This window comes from uncultured Thiocystis sp. (assembly GCF_903866365.1).
In the GTDB taxonomy this organism is placed as follows: Bacteria; Pseudomonadota; Gammaproteobacteria; order Chromatiales; family Chromatiaceae; genus Chromatium.
The window spans coordinates 1-2,718 of record NZ_CAIPNF010000029.1; the positions used below are offsets into that span (position 1 = coordinate 1).

The following is a 2,718-nucleotide window of genomic DNA, read 5'->3' on the forward strand; positions in this document are numbered from 1 at the left end:
ACCCCGCGCTCGTGCTCGCCCGTGCGGCGCAACTCGCGCTTGAGGATCTTGCCAGCGGCGTTCTTCGGCAGCGCATCGACAAGTTCGATGCGCCGGGGCAGCTCGTGGCGGCCGAGTCGCGAGCGGCACCAGTCCTTCAGGGCGCGCGTGTCGAGGTCGCCCTGACCCGGCGCGGCGGTGACGTAGGCAACGGGGATCTCGCCGTGCAACGGGTGCGGCTCGCCCACGACGGCGGCCTCGGCCACGCCGGGATGGCGGATCAGGACTTCCTCGATGATCCGTGGATAGACGTTCATGCCGTTGGCGATGATCAGATCCTTGATCCGATCGACCAGATAGAACCAGCCGTCGCCATCGCGCCAACCGAGATCGCCGGTGCGGAACCAATCGCCGTGGAAGCTGGCCTGGGTCTCGTCGGGGAGGTTCCAGTACCCGCGCATGACACTCGGGCCACGCACGCAGACCTCGCCAGGCTCGCCGTCGGGCAGCCAGTGCCCGTCGGGGTCGGCAATGCGCATCTCCACCCCTGGCAGCGGCGGACCCACCGAACGCGGCTTGCGCGGCCCGGCCGGCGGGTTGACGCAGGTGACTGGCCCGCATTCGGTGGGGCCGTCGCCCTCCAGAATCGGGACCGAGAAACGCGCCTCGAACGCCTGCATGACCGCCTCGGGCAGGGCCGCACCGCCGGAAATGCACAGGCGCACCGAGCCCCAACGGGCGACCTGGGTGTCGTCGAGTCGCAGCAGCACGGCGTACAGACTCGGGACGCCAAGGAAAATGGTCGCCTGATGCGTGCTGATCGCCTCGGTGATCAGGGCCGCGTCGAAGCGCGGCACCGGGATCAAAGCCGCACCGGCGAGCAGGGGCGTCAGGATGCCCACGGTGGCGGCGAAGGCGTGGAACATCGGCAGCACGACCAGGAAACGATCGCCGTCAGCGCCTGAGCGAACCCCCAGCACCTCGGCCACCGCCGTGGCATTGGCGGCCAAGTTCGCGTGGGTGAGCACGGCGCCCTTGGGTCGGCCCGTGGTGCCGGACGTGTAGAGGATCACGGCTGGATCCTGGTCGGGATCGATGGGCGGCGCGGGCGGGTCCGCCGCCACGGCGAGATCGTCGAACCGGCAGTCGACCGCTTCGGGATCGACCGGGCCGATCCCGATGCGCAAGGTCACGCCCGGCGCCTCGGCCAGCGCCGCCGCCGTCGGTTCGGCCAAGGCCGCATGAAAGCAGATCGCCTTGGCGCCGGCGTCGTTCAGCATAAAGGCGATGGCCGTTGGCGGCAGCAGCAGATTGATCGGCACGGCACAGGCGCCGGCCTTGAGGATCCCCAGATAACAGACGACGAAGGCCGCGCCGTTCGGGCAGTAGAGCCCGACGCGATCGCCGGGCGCGATGCCGCGCGCGATCAGGCCGGCGGCCATGCCGTCGCTGGCCTCGTCGAGGTCCGCATAGGTCCAGGTTCACTCCTGGGCGAGGATGGCCGGCGTCTCGGCGAAGCGTTTGGTCGTGTGTCGGAAGCGTTGGGGGAACGTGGGGGGCGATGTCATGGACGCGAAGCGACCTCGGTGTCGAGAATGAAAAGGGGGTTAGCGCGGATCGGGGTGACCTTTTCGGGCCGGCTCTCGGGCGCCGATTCCGGTTCCGCGCGTGGCGGGCCAGATAGATGGTCGGGTTCTCCAGATCCGGTTCAGGCAGGTTGGGCAACACCTGATCGGCACGGCGCCAGGCGCTCGGCGTTCTCCAGCATGCGGTCATCGGCATCGGCGGCCTTCTTATCGGCGGTGCGCAAACGCTCGACTCCACGGCTGTCTTTCACGATGTATTCGATCTCGATCATGGCCGACTTATCTCCTGTTTGCTCACGCCTTTCGACGGAGCCTTGTGTCAAGGATATTGGGAGACCGGTCCCGAATCCAGATCCAGATCCAGGGTAGACGCCAAGACAGCGGCATCGGGCGCCGACATCCCCAAGTCGAATTGCGTCTCGAACCAGTCGTCATGATCTTCGACGAATCCAAGGCGCCCCCCTGTTGCCGCGTGGCGCGTTCCGCATCACGACGCCAAACGCCCCATCGAGCCTGACGCTCGGATGCCGCCAGCGCCGCCTTGTGAAGCTCACGGCACGCATCGGCCAAGGCCATGAAATCCGGGTCGCGCTCGCCATGAAGGCGGTAACTCGTCAGCATCTCGATCACGACTTCAAAATGCTCGTCATCCAGTTCTTGAATGCGCGACAGCCCGATGGGGTAGCCATCGCCATTCCAAAGCGACAGGACGAGTCGACGCAGCCACTCGGCTGTTGCGTCATGGCCTAAAACCGTCTCCCGATGCCGGTCAAAGGGCGATTGCATCTTTGTCCTCCGCGTTGGGCAATGCGTTGTCATGGGGTCGCACCCTGACGACAGACTTTCGTGCGCTCTTGTCGGTTCTCTGGCGTATTGGCGATCAGAACCGCCGTGATGGCGAGTTTGCAATCCTCAGAGTCTGTTCATAAACTTTGTTGAATTAAAATAGTAATCTGGAGTCTAACCGTAGTGGCCCAAGGGAGGGGCTAGCTATGTGGACACCTGAAAATCGTAAACGCTACGATCGCGGTCACCTGCGTTATCCCAGCGATTTAACCGATGAGGAATGGGCGCTCATTGAGCCCATGATCCCGCCCGCCAAGCACGGCGGCCGACCTCGCAGCGTCAATTTGCGAGAAATCATGAATGGAAT

At 65.1% G+C, this 2,718-nt stretch carries 4 protein-coding genes; 1 reads left to right on the top strand and 3 read right to left on the bottom strand.

Annotated elements, in window-relative coordinates; genetic code table 11:
* The 3 genes from QZY07_RS01530 to QZY07_RS01540 form a co-directional block, all read right to left on the bottom strand.
* On the bottom strand, positions 1–1,421 hold a 1,421-nt coding region (locus tag QZY07_RS01530), incomplete at its 3' end, for a long-chain fatty acid--CoA ligase (RefSeq protein WP_295399294.1).
* A gap of 266 nt (positions 1,422–1,687) precedes the next feature.
* Complete coding sequence (locus tag QZY07_RS01535) at positions 1,688–1,837, bottom strand: YebG family protein (protein WP_295399296.1); 150 nt, start codon at positions 1,835–1,837, stop codon at positions 1,688–1,690.
* Between the two features lie 22 nt (positions 1,838–1,859).
* Entirely contained in the window at positions 1,860–2,351 is a 492-nt protein-coding gene (locus tag QZY07_RS01540) for a hypothetical protein (RefSeq protein ID WP_295399298.1), read from the bottom strand.
* Positions 2,352–2,557: 206 nt separating this feature from the next.
* Here QZY07_RS01540 and QZY07_RS01545 point away from each other — a divergent pair.
* Positions 2,558–2,718 (top strand): transposase (locus QZY07_RS01545; protein ID WP_295399300.1); only part of this gene is annotated, 161 nt, incomplete at its 3' end.

Bases quoted from the DNA above. Each gene is read 5' to 3' on its own strand.
- QZY07_RS01535 (WP_295399296.1), bottom strand. From the start codon at position 1,837: ATGATCGAGATCGAATACATCGTGAAAGACAGCCGTGGAGTCGAGCGT.
- QZY07_RS01540 (WP_295399298.1), bottom strand. From the start codon at position 2,351: ATGCAATCGCCCTTTGACCGGCATCGGGAGACGGTTTTAGGCCATGAC.